The 16,801-nt window shown below is 64.6% G+C and carries 15 protein-coding genes; 9 read left to right on the top strand and 6 right to left on the bottom strand.

Annotation, left to right across the window (positions count from 1 at the left end; translation table 11 throughout):
• From VF617_RS11445 to VF617_RS11435, 3 genes are all read right to left on the bottom strand, one after another.
• Positions 1 to 2,856, bottom strand: coding sequence for a TonB-dependent receptor (locus tag VF617_RS11445; RefSeq protein WP_331015018.1), 2,856 nt, complete (start codon positions 2,854 to 2,856; stop codon positions 1 to 3).
• Positions 2,857 to 3,042: 186 nt separating this feature from the next.
• Entirely contained in the window at positions 3,043 to 4,113 is a 1,071-nt protein-coding gene (locus VF617_RS11440) for an acyl-CoA dehydrogenase family protein (RefSeq protein ID WP_331015017.1), read from the bottom strand.
• A gap of 115 nt (positions 4,114 to 4,228) precedes the next feature.
• A complete protein-coding gene (locus VF617_RS11435) occupies positions 4,229 to 5,449 on the bottom strand; it encodes an acyl-CoA dehydrogenase family protein (RefSeq protein ID WP_331015016.1) in 1,221 nt (406 codons plus the stop codon).
• A gap of 85 nt (positions 5,450 to 5,534) precedes the next feature.
• Here VF617_RS11435 and VF617_RS11430 point away from each other — a divergent pair, with 85 nt between their 5' ends.
• From VF617_RS11430 to VF617_RS11405, 6 genes are all read left to right on the top strand, one after another.
• Complete coding sequence (locus VF617_RS11430) at positions 5,535 to 6,755, top strand: TCR/Tet family MFS transporter (protein WP_331015015.1); 1,221 nt, start codon at positions 5,535 to 5,537, stop codon at positions 6,753 to 6,755.
• 41 nt (positions 6,756 to 6,796) lie between these two features.
• A complete protein-coding gene (locus VF617_RS11425; protein ID WP_331015014.1) occupies positions 6,797 to 7,504 on the top strand; it encodes a glutathione binding-like protein in 708 nt (235 codons plus the stop codon).
• 63 nt (positions 7,505 to 7,567) lie between these two features.
• Complete coding sequence (locus VF617_RS11420; RefSeq protein ID WP_331015013.1) at positions 7,568 to 8,341, top strand: thioesterase family protein; 774 nt, start codon at positions 7,568 to 7,570, stop codon at positions 8,339 to 8,341.
• Positions 8,342 to 8,478: 137 nt separating this feature from the next.
• On the top strand, positions 8,479 to 9,069 hold the full coding sequence (locus VF617_RS11415; protein ID WP_331015012.1) for a ca2+ sensor protein: 591 nt from the start codon (positions 8,479 to 8,481) through the stop codon (positions 9,067 to 9,069).
• Between the two features lie 93 nt (positions 9,070 to 9,162).
• Positions 9,163 to 9,882 carry a response regulator gene (locus tag VF617_RS11410; RefSeq protein WP_331015011.1) on the top strand — a complete coding sequence of 240 codons (720 nt, stop codon included), beginning with the start codon at positions 9,163 to 9,165 and terminating at the stop codon, positions 9,880 to 9,882.
• 13 nt (positions 9,883 to 9,895) lie between these two features.
• The gene (locus VF617_RS11405) at positions 9,896 to 11,269 is read left to right on the top strand and encodes a sensor histidine kinase (RefSeq protein ID WP_331015010.1); all 1,374 of its coding nucleotides are present in this window, start codon (positions 9,896 to 9,898) and stop codon (positions 11,267 to 11,269) included.
• 35 nt (positions 11,270 to 11,304) lie between these two features.
• Here the strand turns inward: VF617_RS11405 and VF617_RS11400 are convergent, their stop codons facing one another.
• Together VF617_RS11400 and ndk are read right to left on the bottom strand one after the other, a co-directional pair.
• Positions 11,305 to 11,889, bottom strand: coding sequence for a hypothetical protein (locus VF617_RS11400; RefSeq protein WP_331015009.1), 585 nt, complete (start codon positions 11,887 to 11,889; stop codon positions 11,305 to 11,307).
• Positions 11,890 to 12,312 (bottom strand): nucleoside-diphosphate kinase, encoded by a 423-nt coding sequence (gene ndk, locus VF617_RS11395; RefSeq protein ID WP_331015008.1) that lies wholly within the window; start codon positions 12,310 to 12,312, stop codon positions 11,890 to 11,892.
• 87 nt (positions 12,313 to 12,399) lie between these two features.
• Here ndk and VF617_RS11390 point away from each other — a divergent pair, with 87 nt between their 5' ends.
• Entirely contained in the window at positions 12,400 to 13,158 is a 759-nt protein-coding gene (locus tag VF617_RS11390) for a hypothetical protein (protein WP_331015007.1), read from the top strand.
• Positions 13,155 to 13,946 carry a hypothetical protein gene (locus VF617_RS11385; RefSeq protein ID WP_331015006.1) on the top strand — a complete coding sequence of 264 codons (792 nt, stop codon included), beginning with the start codon at positions 13,155 to 13,157 and terminating at the stop codon, positions 13,944 to 13,946. The genes VF617_RS11390 and VF617_RS11385 overlap by 4 nt, the downstream gene beginning before the upstream one ends.
• A 3-nt stretch (positions 13,947 to 13,949) precedes the next feature.
• Here the strand turns inward: VF617_RS11385 and VF617_RS11380 are convergent, their stop codons facing one another.
• Positions 13,950 to 14,390: a DNA polymerase III subunit chi gene (locus VF617_RS11380; RefSeq protein WP_331015005.1), complete on the bottom strand. Its 441-nt coding sequence runs from the start codon at positions 14,388 to 14,390 to the stop codon at positions 13,950 to 13,952.
• Positions 14,391 to 14,509: 119 nt separating this feature from the next.
• On the opposite strand from VF617_RS11380, the gene VF617_RS11375 reads away from it, so the two are divergent.
• Entirely contained in the window at positions 14,510 to 16,801 is a 2,292-nt protein-coding gene (locus VF617_RS11375) for an LPS-assembly protein LptD (RefSeq protein WP_414714027.1), read from the top strand.

Below are 16,801 nucleotides of genomic sequence, written 5' to 3'. Positions count from 1 at the left end.
TCAGAAGCGCCCGCGCAACGTTATGCCATAGGTCCGCGGTTCTGCGAGGAATTGCGAAAAGATCTGGCGACCGCCGGGATATTGCGGATCGACGAAGGGCGATGCGTTCAGCCCTGCCGCGAAGGGCGGAACGCCGGTGCCGCCTTCCTGGAAGGGCGAGTTGAACGCGACCTGGGCATAATCCTTGTCGAACAGGTTCTGGCCCCAGACTTCGATGCCCCAGCGCTCGTCCGGGCCACGGATGCCGATGCGGCCGTTGACCACTACGAACGAGTCCTGCTCCTTCTGCGGGAAGAGATCCGAACCGGTATTATAATCGTCGGACAGGCGGCTATCGACATAGAAGAGCCCGGACAGGCCCGATCCCCCTAGCGAAGGCGTCCAGGCATAGGATGCCGTCGCCACGAACTCGGGCGCGTTCGACAGATTGTCTCCCGGAAGCTTGCGCAGCGACGGGCTGAGCGGCGCGCCGCTGGCGTTCCCCACCAGGTTGTCCCGATAGCGCGTATCGGCATAGGTCAGGCCCAGATTGAAGCGCATGTCGGCGCGCGGGCTGAGCGATGCTTCCAGCTCCACGCCCTGCGAACGCACGCCGTAAGTCACGTCGCCCGCCGCGCACGCGCCTGTCGCCGCCGCCGGGTTCAGGCTGAATGCCGAACCCGCCACGATGTTAGGATTGACGAAATTCGCCCCGCCCACGCGAACGCTCTGATCGCGATCGGCGCCGCCCAGATCCGTGGAGCAGCCATTGACGTTCTGGACGATGAAGACCGTGCCGTCGAACGTGTTCAGCTGGAAGTTCTTGAACTCTTGGCGGAAGCCCGTGACCGTGATGCTGACTGGGCCTCGCTGGAACTTCGCGCCGACTTCGTAGGAATTCACGATCTCGGGGTCGAACTGGAGATTGCCGACGAGCGCCTGCGCTCCGCCAAGGCTGGCGAAGGTAGCAGTCGGGGCCTTGAGCGCCGAGCGATCGAGATTGAAGCCGCCTGCCTTGTAGCCGCGCGAATAGCTCGCATAAAGCAGCAGGTCTTCCGTCGGCTTCCACGAAGCGACCGCTGTACCCGTGAACTCGTCCTCGCTGCGGCTGTCGGCGATCGAGACGCCGTTGATCTCGGCGGTGGAGTTGCCCACGCAAGAGAGGCCCAGGATCGAGTTGCTGACCCCGAAGAGGCCCGCGTTGAATGCAGGGCTCGCCGGATTGATGAAGCCGCCGATCAACGCCTGGTTGGCGGTGCACCCGGTATTGTTGTTTCCGAACGCCGCATTCATGCGCTTGCGCTCAGAAGTGTAGCGCAGGCCCAGCGTCAGATCGACCGTTTGGGTAAGGTGGAAAATGTTGTGCGTGAACACAGCATAGTTGCGGCTGTTCTGGCGATAGCGATCCAGGGTGGTGCCGCGATCGTTGATTGCGTCGAGATTGTCGATCGCGCCGTAGATCAGCGGAGAGGCAGCGCCGAATGCCGCCGGGCGCGCGGCGAGGCAGCCCGGCGACGTCGGCGAATAGAGCGCCGCCAATCCGCCGCCGCTGATCAGCCGGCACGCCGCGTATCTGCCATATTGGGTGCCGAAGCGCAGGTTATCGGTTACGTTGAGCGTCTCATCGGCGAAGAACCCGCCGACAAGCCAGTCGAGCGTGTCGCCGAACGCCGCGCCCTGAAGCCGGAGTTCCTGGCTGAACGTGTCGAAGCTGCGGCTGCCATTGCCGTCGGCCGCCCGGTAGAGGATGTCGACGGTGCTGTAATCGACGTCGCCGCCCTGATTGCTGTCATATTTGCGATAGGCGGTGATCGAAGTGAGCGTTGCGCCGCCAAAATCATAATCGGCCTGGAGCGACACGCCGCGGTCTTCGGTCTCGCCTTCATAAAAGCGGCCCCGCGTGACCGACAGCGAGCGGCTGTACGTGGTATTGAACGCCGCGACGTTCTGGCCGAGATCGCGCAGCACATTGATGATGTTGTTGCCGTTCGCGGGCGGCAAGGATCCGGTGGTAATGGGCGTGGCGACGTTGTTCAGATCGCCGATGAACTGGTTCGCGCCGCGATCGATATAGACCGCGCCGCAGCACGCTTCGTTGCGCTTGGTGTAATCGGCGATCAGGCGGACGCTCAATTCGCTGGTGGGCTCGAACAGTAGCTGGCCGCGGAGGAAATAGCGGTCACGGTTGTTCACATCGGTGTTGTTCGCGGGATCCCGATAGAAGCCGTCGCGCTTCACATAGACGCCGTCCAGCCGCGCTGCGATCGACTTGCTGAGCGGCCCGGTGATGCCCCCGGAAACGCGGTACATGTCATAATTGCCATAGCTCGCCTCGGCATTCGCGCCGAAGGTGAAGGAAGGCGACTTGCTGATGATGTGGATCAGGCCGGCGGACGCATTGCGGCCGAACAGCGTGCCCTGCGGTCCGCGCAGAACCTCGACGCGTTCGATCTCACCCAATTCGCTTAGCCCGATGCCCGAACGCGAGCGATAGACGCCGTCGATGAACACCGCGACCGAGCTTTCAAGGCCCGGATTGTCTCCGACAGTGCCGATGCCGCGGATACGCGCCGAGCCATTGGCTTCGCTGCCGGTGGAGGAGACGAGCAGCGACGGGGCAAGCTGATTGAGCTGGCGGATATCGTTCGCGCCCGAATTGCTCATCGTCTCCGCATTGACGGCGGAGACCGCCAGGGGGACATCCGCCAGCGCCTGTGCGCGGCCCTGCGCCGTGACGACGATGGTGCTTGAATCTGTCTGATCCTCGGCCGCATCGGCCTCGGTCGTGGTCTGGGCATCCTGCGCATAAGCGGGCGCCGCGATCCCCAGGATCAGCGCAGGCACCGCGCAAGCCGTTAAAAGGCGCAACCGCATCATCATTCCTCTCCCACATTGGCCGGAACTTTCCAGTTCCATACCGCAAACTCGAATACAGCTATTTCCCTGGCGTCCGTCAAGCATAACAAGCGTTGCAAAAGGCGACTGGAGCGGCAGTGTTGCGCAAATGCCATAACCCTGGCCAAGCAGCACGCACCGAGCGATCCGCTAATGTATTTCACTCGCTCAATAGCCGTTAAGCCGGGCGAAGCGATCGCGATGCCACGCTGCATTGCCCCACATCTGCTCCAGCACCCGCGCACGCTTGAGGTAAAAGCCCGCGTCATGCTCATCGGTCATCCCGATGCCGCCGTGAAGCTGGACCATTTCGCGGCTGACCAGGTGCAGCGTCTCGTTCGCCACCGCCTTGGCCAGGCTCGCCTCCTGGCTGATATTCGCGCGCCCGGAATCAGCGGCTTCCAGCGCGCCTTCCACGGCCGAGCGCATCAGTTCGAGCTCGGTGAACATCCGCGCCATGCGATGCTGTAGCGCCTGGAAGCTCGCCAGCGCCTGGCCGAACTGGACCCGCGTCTTCAGGTAGTCATTCGTCTGGGCGAAAGCGCTTTCCGCCATGCCCAGCATCTCCGCCGAAACGGCTATCGCGGCGCGATCGGTTACTTGAGTGAGGAGGTCCTCTCCGCCCTCAAGCCTGGTAGCGGGGGCATTTTTGAAACATATCTGCGCGTGGCTGCGGGAGTCGGTCATCTTGCGCGGCGCGCGCGTGACTCCTTCGTCGCCCGCGACGAGATACAGGCCGTCCGCGGCGGCTACGACGAAGAGCTGGGCGCTGTCGCCTTCGGCCACGAACTGCTTGGCGCCATTGAGCCTGCCGCCCTCGACCGCCGCCTCGATGCTCTCCGGAGCGAAGCGGGGGCCTTCGTCCACTGCTAGCGCCGCGACGATTTCGCCCGCGGCGATGCGGGGCAGCCATTCGGCCTTCTGCGCATCCGATCCGCCAAGCAGGATCGCGCCCGTCGCAGCCGCGGTCGCGGCAAGGGGCGTCGCCGCGAGATTGCGGCCGAGCTGCTCGATCACGAGCCCGAGCGAAAGATAGCCCATGCCCACGCCACCATGTTCCTCAGGCACCAGGATGCCCGCCCAGCCCATTTCGGCCTGCATGGCCCAGGCCTCGGGGTCGTAGAAGCTCGCGGGAGCGCCGTTGCGCATCTTGCGAAAGGCAGTGACGGGCGATTCATTGTCCGCCCATTCGCGCGCCATATCGCGCAGCATTGTCTGTTCTTCGGTCAACGCGGCCATTCTATTATTCCCTCTCCCCTTCAAGGGGAGAGGGCTAGGGAGAGGGGCATGTGCACCGCGCTCTCGATAGCCCCCTCTCCCCGGCCCTTTCCCCGCGAGCGGAGAGAGGGAGATTTCACTGATGATCCAGCATCCCCAGGATGCGCTTGGTGATCACATTGTTCTGGATTTCGGTGGACCCGCCATAGATCGACACCGCCTTGCCGAAGAGCCAGTGGCGCACGTCCTTGAGCGCATCCTCGTCGAACCCTTCGCCTTCCCAGCCGAGCCCGGCCATTCCGCGGATCTCGATAAGCAGCTCGGATCGCTCCTGCATGATCCGAGCGCCGACATTCTTCATGATCGACGTGGCTGCGGATGGCCCCTGGTTCGACTTCGCCTCAAGCGAGGCGCGGCGGAGGGTCAGCATGAAGGCCCGCAGGTCCATCTCGTGCCGCACGATCCGGGTGCGCAGGTCGGCATCGGCAATCCGGCCCCGCTCGTCCGCGCCGGCATATTTCTTGGCGATCTGCGAGAGCGGCACGCCGGAAAACATCCGCCCCGCCGCCGATCCGCCGCCGGACAGGCTGTTGCGCTCATGCTGGAGCAGGCGCTTGCCGATCGTCCAGCCCTCGCCCTCGCGGCCTACACGGTTGGACTTGGGCACCTTCACATCGGTGAAGAAGGTCTCGCAAAAGGGCGACGACCCGGAGATGAGCCCGATCGGCTTCACCTCAACGCCGGGCGTGTCCATGTCGCAGAGCAGGAAGGTGATGCCTTCGTGCTTCTTCGACTTGTCGGTGCGGACGAGCATGAAGCATTTGTCCGCCCACTGCCCGCCGCTGGTCCAGGTCTTCTGGCCGTTGACGATATAGTGGTCACCCGCATCCTGCGCGAAGCATTGCAGACTGGCGAGATCCGACCCGGCTCCCGGCTCCGAATAGCCCTGGCACCAGCGGACTTCGCCGCGCGCGATCGCCGGGATATGCGCCTGCTTCTGCTCCTCGCTGCCATATTCCAGCAGCGTCGGGCCGAACATCATCACGCCCATGCCCCCGATCGGGTTCCATGCGCCGGCGCGCGTCATCTCCTCCTGGAGCACCCGGGCCTCGGCCCGGCTCAGCCCGCCCCCGCCATATTCCTTCGGCCAGGTGGGCACGCCCCAGCCCGTGGCGCCCATCGCTTCGCGCCAGGCGCGTTGCTCGGCATCCTCCTCAGTCGGCCCTTCCACTGCGGACATCGCATTGTCCTTGCCCTTCAGGCTTGGCGGGAAGTTCTCCGCCAGCCAATCGCGGACTTGCGCGCGAAACGCGTCCAGCGCATTCACCTGCTCGTCGATTTCGGGTGCGGTAGCCAAGTCTTCTCTCCCGGCGGTCTGTTCTGCGTTACTTTCGAAGGTGCGGTATGGCGTGGCCGGCGTCAAGCCATGGGAGTTGAGGATCATGACTTTCCATCATCGCGCGGTGCCGATCGTGCTTGCCGCCGTGCTGATCGATTCGATCGGCTTCGGCATCGTGCTTCCGGTCCTTCCCCGCCTGATCGTCGAGCTGGCAAATGTGAGCCTGGAGGATGCGACGCGGATCGGCGGCTGGATGATGGTCGCCTATGCCGTCACCCATTTCTTCGCCGGGCCGATCCTCGGCAGCCTCGGCGATGCGATCGGGCGGCGCCCGGTGCTGCTGTTCGGCATGATCGCCTTCTCGATCGATTATGCCCTGATGGCGGCGGCCCCGACGATCGGCTGGCTCTTCGCAGGCCGGATCGTCGCAGGCATCGCCGGCGCCACCTATGGCCCCGCAAACGCAGTGCTCGCCGACGTGACGCCACCGGAAAAGCGCGGCGCCACCTTCGGCCTGATGGGCGCTGCCTTCGGCATCGGCTTCATCCTGGGGCCGGCAATGGGTGGGCTGCTGGCGGGCTTCGGCACCCGCGCGCCCTTCATCGCCGCCGCGGTGCTCGCCGGGATCAACGCGCTGTGGATCCTCTTCATGCTCCCCGAGACCATGACGGAGGACAAGCGCCGCCGCTTCGATTGGCGTCAGGCGAACGTCGTCGGCGCCTTCCGCCCGCTGATGCAGGCAGGCAATGCCAAGTGGCTGCTCGCCGCCGCCTTTCTCTGGCAGGTGGCGCACATGGTCTATCCCACGACCTGGGCCTTTTTCGGCGGGCTCGCATTGGGCTGGGACGAGCGGATGATCGGATGGTCGCTCGCCGCATCCGGCCTGTGCATGGCGCTGGTCCAGACGCTCGTCACGGGGCGGGCCATCGCCCGCTTTGGAGAGGAGCGGACCGTGGTGATCGGCATGCTCGCGGGCGCGCTCGTCTTCACCGGCTATATCTTCGCCCGCGATCTATGGGCGGTCTATGCGTTGATCGCGATCAGCGCATTCCAGGCGCTCGCTTATCCCTCCATCAACGCGCTCCTGTCGCGGATGACCGATCCATCGCACCAGGGCGCGCTCCAAGGGGGCTTGGCCAGCCTGAACAGCGTAGCGGTGATCGTGGCGCCGCTGATGCTCAGCCAGGCGCTTGCGTTCGGGGCGGAGCGCGGCTTCTACGGAGGCAATTTCGTCGTGGCGTCCGGGCTTGCCTTTGCCGCGGTGCTCATCATCCTGCTGCGCGTCGTGCCGAAGGTGCAGGTGATCCAAAAGCCGGTTGCGTAATGAAACGGGCTTCCTATCTCCGCCCTCGAAGGAGGTTTCCGATGATCGAGCTTTATTACTGGCCGACCCCGAACGGCCACAAGGCCACCCTCTTCCTTGAGGAAGCGGCCCTCGACTACGAGATCAAGCCGGTCAACATCGGCACGGGCGACCAGTTCAATCCCGATTTCCTCAAGTTCAGCCCCAACAACCGCATGCCCGCGATCATCGATCGTGCCCCTGCGGACGGCGGCGAGCCGATCAGCGTGTTCGAGAGCGGCGCGATCCTGATCTACCTGGCGAACAAGGCCGGCAAGTTCTTCGGGGCCGATCAGCGCGAGAAGATCGAAGTGCTGCAATGGTTGATGTGGCAGATGGGCGGGCTTGGGCCGATGGCCGGGCAGAACGGGCATTTCAACATCTATGCGCCGGAGAAAGTGCCCTATGCAATCGATCGCTACACCAACGAGACCAACCGGCTCTACGGCGTTCTGGATCGGCGGCTCGCCGGCCGCGAGTTCGTCGCCGGCGGCAGCTATTCGATTGCGGACATGGCGATCTATCCGTGGATCGTGCCGCATGAGGCGCACAAGCAGAAGCTGGACGACTTCCCCGACGTGAAGCGCTGGTTCGAAGCCATCGCGGCGCGGCCCGCCACGATCCGCGCCTATGAGAGAGGCAACGAAGTGCGCTCCCATGCCGCCCCGATGACCGACGAGCAGCGCAAGGTCCTGTTCGGCCAGACCGCGGCCAATACCGCCAAGGCTTGATCGGATCAGTCGCTTTTCGAATTTCGCGTATGGAAATCGCCGCCGCGAGGGGTATCTGGGGAAATGACGCCGATCGCCGACATCCTCGCCGCACGTATGCCGATGCGCGATGGCTTCGCTTGCGATATTCCGCCTGACTGGATGCAGGGCCGTACAGCCTATGGCGGGCTGTCGGCGGCGCTGGCGCTGCAGGCGGCGCTCGATCTGGAGGCCGATCTGCCGCCGCTGCGCTCCGCCCAGATCGCCTTTATCGGGCCGCTTGCCGGCCAAGTGACGGTCAAGGCCACAAAGCTTCGCCGCGGGCGCAATGCCGCTTTCCTTCAGGCGGATGTCGTCAGCGAGGCAGGGCTGGGCCTGCGCGCGACCTTTGTCTTCATGGCGGCGCTTCCCTCGACACTTGCCCACGACACCGCACCGCGCGCCGCTCTGCCCGCACCTGGGCCCGATGCGGAAGTCCTTGTCGGTCCGGAAACCTCGTTCATCGGCAATTTCGAATTCGTCGATTGCAAGGAAGGCCTCGGGCCTGCGGAATGGCGACGCTGGGCGAGGCTGCGCGCGCGAGCGCGGCTCGACCCGTTCGTGGAGTTGCTGGCGATCGGCGATGGGCTGCCCCCCGCCGCGCTCAAGCTGTTCGCCGACAAGCGAGTGCCGCTCAGTTCGCTCAACTGGCAGATAAACTTCCTTATGCCCGTGCCCGTTACGGACAGCGGCTGGTGGCTTCTGGCAGCACATGCCGACGTGGCGCGTGACGGCTATTCGAGCCAGCGGATGCAGATCTGGAACGCGACCGGCGAGCCGATCGCGGACGCCATGCAGGGCGTCGCCATTTTTGGCTGAGAAGACATTAGTAGCGTTCGTTTTGAGTTTTGCGACAAATTGCGACAATTTCCTGAACGCTTGACAAATATGTGAGACAGGCGACCTTCAGAAATGCCCTTCGCGGGGGATAGGCGCCGCTTTCGGGAGTTCGCTCGATGAACAAGATGCTGATCTCCGCGCTGCTCGGCGCGACCCTGCTGGCCGGGGGCACCGTCGCGGCGCAAAATCAAACCCAGCCGCAGGATGCCAGGCCGCGCATGATGCGCGATGGGATGATGCCGGCTGACACCAACCAGGACGGAATAGTAACCCGCGACGAAACCGCCGCCGCAGTAGCTGCGCGCTTCGCCGCCGTGGACGCCAACAAGGACGGCAAGATCACCATGGACGAGCGCAGGGCGATGCGCGGGCCGATGGGACGTGGCATGGGCCGGCGCATGCGCGGCGGCCCGGACGGTATGCAAGGCGGCGGTCCCGGAATGAAGCACGGCCCCGACGCCAATGGCGATGGTGCGGTGACGCTCGACGAACAGCGTGCGGTCGCGCTTCGCCGTTTCGATTTCATCGATCGCAATGGAGACCGCAGGATCGACCAGGCCGAGCGCCAGCTCGTCCGCGAGATGTTTCGTGAAATGGCCGGCGGCCGTGGCCGTGGCCGCGGCCATCGCGGGTCCCATGGACGTCATTACGGTGGGGATATGCCGCACCCGCCACAGCCTCCCGTCCCACCTGCCAACGGCAGCTAGGGCCGGACCAGGGTGCCGGGCGGATCTCCTCCTCCTCCCGCCCGGCACTTCCCTGATTCCGGGGCCTGATCCTCTGATTTGTACGGCGCTTATATGTCCGAACTGCCCCACCTCCTGCTCGTCGATGACGAGCGATCGATCCGCGAGCCGCTTGCGCAATATCTGACCAAGCAGGGCTTTCGCGTGACCCAGGCGGGCGATGCCGAGGGCGCGCGGGCGCGCATGTCAGCCTATGCGATCGATCTGGTGGTGCTCGATATCATGATGCCGGGGGAGGATGGCCTCAGTCTTTGCCGCCACATCCGCGAGACCAGCGAGACGCCGGTTATCCTCCTCACGGCGCGCAGCGAAGAGACGGACCGGATCGTCGGCCTTGAAATGGGCGCGGACGATTATGTCGTGAAGCCCTTTTCCCCGCGCGAACTGGCCGCGCGCATCAAGGTGATCCTGCGCCGCGTTTCGGCGGGAGGAACGCGCCAGAACGCGCCCGAGAGCGGCAGCTTCGCCTTTGCCGGCTGGGTGCTGAAGACGGGCGAGCGCGCATTGGTCGATCGCGACGGCGTCTCCGTTCCACTTTCCACCGGCGAGTATAACCTGCTCCACGCGCTGGTGACTCGGCCGCGGGCCGTGCTCACCCGCGATCAATTGCTCGATCTGACCCAGGGACGCGAAGCCGCCGCCTTCGATCGGGCGATCGACAATCAGGTCAGCCGCCTGCGCAAGAAGATCGAAACCGACCCCAAGGCCCCGTCGCTGATCAAGACCGTGTGGGGCGGCGGATATACCCTCGCCGCCGAAGTGACTCGCTTGTGAGCGAGACACGGATTTGAGGCGCATACTGCCCAAGAGCCTGACGGGGCAGATCGCGCTGCTTGTCGGCGTTGCGCTGTTCGTCGCCCAGGCGATCAATTTCGGGCTGCTGCTCAACGAGCGTCGCGGAGTGCGCTTCGCCCAGGTCGTTGCTCCTGCCGTCACTCGGCTCGCGGACGCGGCGGAGCGATTGAACAACCCCGCCCTGCCGACTGCCGAGCCCCGGCGCGAACGTGGCTCTCGGCGCGCGGGCCAGCGTGTCGAAGCGGTTGCCGCCAATCCGATCGAAGCCGGCCTGTCGCGTCGCACCGACATCGAGAACGACATACGCCAGGGATTGATCGAAGCCGGCGTTGAGCCAGGCGAAGTGATCGCGGTCATCCGGCCGATCGACGACGAACTGCTGCAAAAGCGCAAGGTCAGCCCGGAACGCGCGGATCGTCTCCGCCGCCTGGGCGCCGAGCTCAGCATAGCCATTCATCTCCCGGGAAAGAGCTGGCTGCTGCTCCGCAGCGGGTGGTCGCGCGGCGAACGCGTGCTGATCTGGCAGCTGCTTGCGCAGACTTCGATTCTCTACATCGTCGTGCTGTTTCCAGTGCTGTGGGCGGGCCGCCGCATCGCGCGGCCCTTGCGCGAACTGGCGGAAGCGACGCAGCGATTTCGCCCGGGTGACAATGCGGATCCCGTCGCCGAGCGAGGGCCTGGCGACGTGCGCGCCGTGATCGCGGCCTATAATGCGCTCAGCCTGCGCGTGAACGCGATGCTCGACGAGAAGGACCGCATGCTCGGCGCGATCGGGCACGACCTGCGCACCCCGCTGATGGCGCTGCGCGTCCGGATCGAATCGGTCGAGGATGAGGAAGATCGCGCGCGCATGGCGGATACGATCGAGGAAATGAGCGGCACGCTCGACGATATCCTGTCGCTGGCGCGGCTGGGCCGCCCCAGCGAGCCTTTGACCGAAGTGGACGTATCGGCTTTGGTCGATGCGGTCGTCGAGGATTTCCGCGATCTCGACAAGGAAGTCGAGTTCGAGGAAGCGCCGCGGCTGACGATGCACCTGCGCCCGTCGCTGATGCGCCGCGCGGTGCGCAACCTGATCGAAAATGCGGTAAAATATGGCGGCGGAGCCCAAGTCTATCTCAGGAGCGAGGGCAAATCCGTGACGATCCAGGTCTGCGACCGCGGCCCGGGCATTCCCCAGGGCTCGCTGGGCAAGGTTTTCGACCCGTTCACGCGCCTGGAGCAATCCCGCAATCGCGACACCGGCGGTGTGGGCCTGGGCCTGGCGCTCGCGCGCGCGATCGTCCGCGACGCGGGCGGCGAGATCACGCTGGCGAACCGCGAAGGCGGCGGCCTGGCGGCCACGATCACCTTGCCGCGGGGATAGCCGACAGCAGCGCCGGACCTCCCGTCGATTCAACTTTAACTTGAATTTTTCTTTATCGAGAGTATATCCCTCTTTGGCTTCGCTGTCCCGTCAGACGGAATTAGACCGTGAGACGAGGAGGCAGTTTCGACTGCTGGCGGCTGCGGCAAAGAGGCAGCGAAGCCATTTCCTTCATATACCGGCAACCCCTCCTTGCGAGCCGCTTCCATTTCGGTTGCCGCCCACCCAAAACCTGCATCTTTGCCGTAAACGGAAAGCACGACGTTATGGCCGATATTGGCATCAGGGCTGATCGCAACAACGATAGGATTGTTGTCACGGTCTTTCACGATCAAGAGGGTTACGACCGATCCGTCTCGACGTGCCGAAGGAAATATCGCTAAAGGATTGGCCAGCAGGCTAGGCAGGTTGTGCCAGACATCCAGAGGAACCTCTGGATGGATTCTTCTGCAAGTGGCGACCTTTGCCGCCTTCATCATCAGACCGCCGGAGGACAGCCCGTAGCGACTGAGCAATTCTGGTGTTGGGCCGACGGTAACGATCGGCCGATGAAGGGACTCACCGCGGACGATCCTGTCCACGATGAGCGCCCATCCTGAAAGTAGGTCGTTGTCGCGCAATTACCCGACGATTTCTTCCGGCTTGAAGAAATAGGCGATCTCGATCGCGGCATTCTCGTCCGAATCCGAACCGTGCACCGAATTTGCCTCGATCGATTCGGCCAGTTCCTTGCGGATCGTGCCTGGCTCGGCATTGGCCGGGTTGGTGGCGCCCATGATGTCGCGGTTGCGCTGCATCGCATTCTCGCCCTCGAGCACCTGCACGACGACCGGGCCCGAGATCATGAATTCGACGAGCTCGCCGAAGAACGGACGTTCCTTGTGCACCGCATAAAAGCCTTCGGCCTGCTCGCGCGTCATCTGGATGCGCTTCGAAGCGACGACGCGCAGGCCGCCTTCTTCCAGCATCTTGGTGACCGCGCCGGTCAGGTTGCGGCGAGTGGCATCGGGCTTGATGATCGAAAAGGTCCGGGTCGCGGCCATGGCCGTGCGGCTCCTGTATTTTGAGTTGTGGAAAAGTCGCGGCGCTTTAGGCTCGCCCCGTTCAGGATGCAAGCCGGGGACCATGACTTGACCGAACCGACCGACGAACCCGCACCCGCGCCGCGCCGACGGCTCACCGAGCGCCAGTCCAAATTCATCCGCGAGGTCGGCAGCGTCGTCCTCGGCGTCCTCATCGCGCTGGGTATCGGTGAGATCGCCGACTGGGGCCGCTGGCAATGGCGTGTCGCGGTCGGGACCGAGGCGATGCGCGCCGAGCTAGCTGGAAACCGCTTCAACTTCGCAGAGCGCCGGGTCTATCAACCCTGCGTCATTAAAAGGCTGGCCGAAATCGGCGGCATATTGGCCGAGGCCAGGCGCACCCATCTCCTGCCGCATATCGGCGGCATTGGGGATCCGGGCAGGCGGCCGACCGATTCCAGCGCGCTCGATACGGCGACCGGCGAGGGCGTCCTGCTCCACATGCCCCGCGAAAAGGCGCGCGAATATACGGCAAACTATCGCATGGGCGACTATTACGACCAGGAAACCCAGGCCGAGCTTGCCCCATGGGCCACCCTCGCGCTGTTGGAGGGCGCGCCGGGACCCGTCGATAGCGATCTGCTGGCGACCCTGCTGGACGCCTGGGCGCAAGCAAAGACCCGCGGAAGATGGCTCGGGCTCATAGCCGAACAGACCGACGAGGCACTCAAAGCGGACGGGATAGCGATCGAAGGCTTCCCATCCGGTGCAACCTATGAATCGTTCGACGGCAGGACCAGGAAGCGCCAGCCCCTGTGCCAGCCGCTGATCGTGGACCGCAAGCCCTACAAATCCGCAGCATCATGACTGCCGAGACTCCCCCAACCCGGCCGCGCTTCTGGCGCACCGAACGCGCGCAGAAATTCGTCCGCGAAGTGGGCAGCGTGGTGCTCGGTGTGCTGATCGCTCTCGGCCTGGGCGCGATCGCCAACGAGATCGGCTGGCGGGTCGAAGTCGCCAACGCGCGCAATGCCATGGCCGCCGAACTGGGCGAGACCATCGGCCAGGCTCAGGAGCGGGTCAAGCTCGCGTCGTGCGTCGAGCGCCGGCTTGACGAGCTTGCGGTCATCATCGACGCGGCCGCCGAAGCGGGTCGGCTCCCACCGCTCGGCAGGATCGGCAACCCGCCGCACCGCACCTGGACGCGCGGCGTGTGGGACAGCGTCGTCAGCGCCCAGACCGCAACGCACTTCGATCGGGACTCGCTCGACAATCTCTCGGGCACGTATGAATTCGTGACCCAGCTCAACGCGGCGAACATGCGAGAACTGGACATCTGGACCAAACTTTACGGGATCGTCGGACCCGGCAGGCGACTATCCGACGTCGAGGCGGTTTCGCTACGCGACGCGGTCAGCCAGGCGCGCTTCACGAACCGCCTGATGGGTATGGCCGGGCTGCGTATGCACCAGATCGCCGATGCCTACGACATATCCTACGAGCCGGCGACGGTGCGCGAGCATAGCGGCGGCCCGGCGGGCGAATATGGGATCTGCAAGCCCATCGCAAAGGAGGTTCCCTCCGCTTATGGCGAGGCACCGTTGAAAGGTGTGATCGAGAGCGTCAAGAAGGACCCGATCAAGCGCGAACCATGATCGCTAAGCCGCCTTCTCCCAGCGCCCATTTTCGTCCTGCTTCCAATAGCGCCGCTCAACGCCGTCGCGATCGGCCAGCGCCTTCCAAGCCGCCCGCGCCTCGGCAATCGCGTCCTCGTCGAAGAAATGAAACGCGCGGTCGAACGCCAGCGCTTCGTCGCGCCAGACACCATCGGCAAGCGCGATATTGCGCGCGCCGTTCGCGGCCTCGCACGTATCGGCGATCAGCACCGGCTGGCGCGCATCGTCCGGGCCGGGGGCAAGACCGTGCGGCAGGAAGCTTTCGGGCCGATACGACCACAGCAGCTGGTCGAGCTTGCCGCGCGCCTCGGCATCGCCGGCAACCACCAGCAGCCTCCGACCGCTTTCCAGCACCTTTTCGGCGATTTGCGGCAGCACGCGCTCGAGCGGGGTGTGGGTAAGGTGGTAGAAATCGACTTGCATGGCTCTTGTTAGCCGGGAGAAGCGTTGCGGCCAATGCGCACGGCGTTGCGATGGCGGAACCGCTGGGATAGGGCGGGCAAGCCGCGTGCGTGGGAGTTCGATCAAAGGTGGGAATACAAGTGACGCGCAAGGCTTTGCTGCTCTCGGCCGCGCTGGGATTGCTCCCAGCCGCCCAGGCGCGCGCGCAGGAGACCGCGGCCCCACCCGAATCGCCGGCGCAGAAGCCCGAGCTCGGCCAGCCCGACCTGCAGGACCGCCCCGTCGAAGTGCCCCCGCCCTCCACTGCGGCGGGATCGGACAATGGCAACGAAATCCAGTTCAACGCCGATCAGATCGATTACGATTTCGAAGCCGAGATCGTCACCGCGAGCGGCGATGTCCGCCTCTTTCGCCGCAGCGACCGGCTCCGCGCCGATCGCGTGGTGTGGAACCGCAAGACGGGCCAGGTGACTGCGGTCGGCAATATCGTCATCGTCAATCCGGAAGGCGATGCGGCCTATGGCGACAGCATTGAACTGACCGATTCGCTCAAGGACGGCGTCGTCGAGAACATGCTCGTCGTGCTCGATGCGGGCGGTAGGATCGCCGCCCGGCGCGGCACGCGCGAAGGCGGGATCATCACGGTCGAGAACGCGGCCTACACCCCCTGCACGGTTACCGATTCGGCGAATTGCCCCAAAGAGCCTTCGTGGAAGATCACTGCCGACCGAGTCGTGTATAGCCCGAACAAGCGGCGCATACGCTACACCGGCGCGCGGGTCTCCGTGTTTGGCATAGCGAGCATTCCCCTGCCCGCATTCTCGCACCCGGTGGGTGGCCAGAGCGACGACGGCTTCCTGATGCCCGATCTGCGATACAGCCGGACCAACGGATTCCAGTTCGCGCTGCCTTATTATTTCAGCCTGGCGCCCAATCGCGACCTGACCGTCACTCCGCGCGTCTTCACCGGCGTGCTCCCGATGCTCCAGGCCGAGTATCGAGAACTGAACAGGCTCGGCGCCTTCAAGGTGAGCGCCTACGGCACCTATAGCCGCCGCTCGGACGACCTCACCGTGCCGCTGACGCCGGCCACATCGAAGACCGACTTTCGCGGCTATCTGGACGGAGTCGGCCGCTTCCAGCTCAGCCCCAACTGGGCGGCGAGCGCTTCGATCCGACTGGCCTCCGACCGGACTTTCCTGCGCCGCTACGATATCTCGCGCGACGATCGGCTGCGCAACAATATCCGGCTGGAGCGGATCGATCCCGACAGCTATTTCTCGATCAATGCCTGGGCAGTGCAGACGCTGCGCGTTGGCGAACGCCAGGGTCTCCAGCCCCTCGCGCTGCCCGAAGTGGATTACCGGCGGCGGATGGACGATGGGCTGATCGGCGGGCGTTTCGAGTTCCAGCTCAATAGCCTGGCGATCGGCAGGGCGGACGGCCAGGATTCGCAGCGCGCTTTCGCCAGCGCCCGCTGGGACCTGCGCCGGCTCACGGCCTGGGGCCAGGAACTGACGCTCACGGCCTATGCGCGCGGCGATGCGTATAACGCCAGCGACACGCTGACCACCGCCGTCGCCAGCTATCGCGGTGAGGAAGGCTTCCGGTTCCGCGGGATCGGCGCGGTCGCGCTCGACATGAAATGGCCGCTGATCGGCGAATTGTTTGGGGGCACGCAGCGGATCACGCCGCGGCTTCAGGTGGTCGCCGCGCCGCCGCTGGAAAACCTCGCAGTCCCGAACGAAGATGCCCGCGCGGTCGATCTCGAGGATTCGAACCTCTTCGCGCTCAACCGCTTTCCCGGCTACGATCGCTTCGAGGATTCGACGCGCTTCACCTGGGGAGTGGATTACGCACTCTATCTTCCGGGCTTTTCGCTCGATGCCAATATCGGCCAGAGCTATCGGCTGTCGTCCAGCCCCTCGATCTTCCCCGACGGCACGGGGCTCACCGATCGCGTTTCGGATATCGTCGGGCGCACCGTGGTGCGCTTTCGCGATTTCGTGAGCGTCACGCACCGTTACCGGATCGACAAGGACGGCTTCGCCTTTCGCCGAAACGAAGTCGATGCCGCGCTCGGCTCGCGCGAAACCTATCTTCAGCTCGGCTATCTACGGCTCAATCGCAACATCGGCCCCGCGCTTGAGGATCTGCAGGATCGGGAGGAAGCGCGGATCGGCGGGCGCGTAAAGGTCGCGCGCTTCTGGTCGGTCTCCGGCTCGATCCTGATCGACCTGACGGACCGGAACGAAGACGTGACATCGCAGGCGGATGGCTTCGAGCCGGTCCGCCACAGGCTGGGTGTAACATATGAGGACGATTGCCTCCGCCTCGGCCTCACCTGGAAGCGGGACTATGAGACGACGGGCGATGCCCGGCGGGGCAACAGCTATATCCTGAGTCTGGCGTTCAAGAACTTGGGCCGCTAA

This window comes from Sphingomonas sp. (assembly GCF_036388215.1).
GTDB lineage: Bacteria > Pseudomonadota > Alphaproteobacteria > Sphingomonadales > Sphingomonadaceae > Sphingomonas.
Note: the sequence above shows the minus strand (reverse complement) of the source record. Positions and strands in the feature narration are given on the sequence as shown.